Consider the following 644-nt stretch of genomic DNA (forward strand, 5'->3'; position numbering starts at 1 on the left):
TTCACGGCCTGCTCTCCGCATTGCAGCGACAGGGCCGGGTCGGCGCCGCCTCCGATCTGGCGGCCAGTGCGCCGCTGCAGTATCGTTTCGCGACGGCGGGCGCCGGCGACATGCAGATCAGGCTCGTCGCCGTGCCCGAGCATCCGCTGACGGCGGCGCACCGCGTGCGCTTCGCCGTGAGCCTCGACGGCGGCGCGCCGGAAGTGGTCGACATCACGACCGTCGGCCGCAGCGAGCAATGGAAGGAAGACGTGCTGTCCAACATGGCGGTGCGCGCGTGGCGCGTGGGGCGCCTGGCGCCCGGCATGCATACGCTGGCGGTGCACGCGCTCGACCCCGGCGTCGTGCTCGACCGGATCGACGTCGTGCCGGACGGCGCGCCGGATTACTACGGCATGCCGCCGCTGGATTGAATGATGCTTGGAATTTTAGGCAAGACTTTCGGAAAATCGCCTATTCAATCGTACCCGTCCAGCATCTAGAATCATCTTCCTGGAGTGCCTAAAGTCTGGCACTCCGCACGCAGCAAGGAGGAACGATGTCGCAATCCACGCAACCCGTCTGGTTCATCGCCGACGCCACCACCGGCCTCGCCGCCGCGCTGGCGGAGGCCGTGCTGGCGTCCGGCCAGCATGCCGTCCTCG

At 67.7% G+C, this 644-nt stretch carries 1 pseudogene; it reads left to right on the forward strand.

What is annotated here, in order from left to right:
• Positions 1–413, forward strand: a pseudogene (locus ACEN88_RS33595) (hypothetical protein); the annotation flags it as partial.
• Positions 414–644: the final 231 nt, after the last annotated feature.

Origin of the sequence: Massilia sp. CT11-108 (genome assembly GCF_047302915.1) — a bacterium.
GTDB classification, from domain to species: Bacteria; Pseudomonadota; Gammaproteobacteria; order Burkholderiales; family Burkholderiaceae_D; genus Telluria; species Telluria orientalis.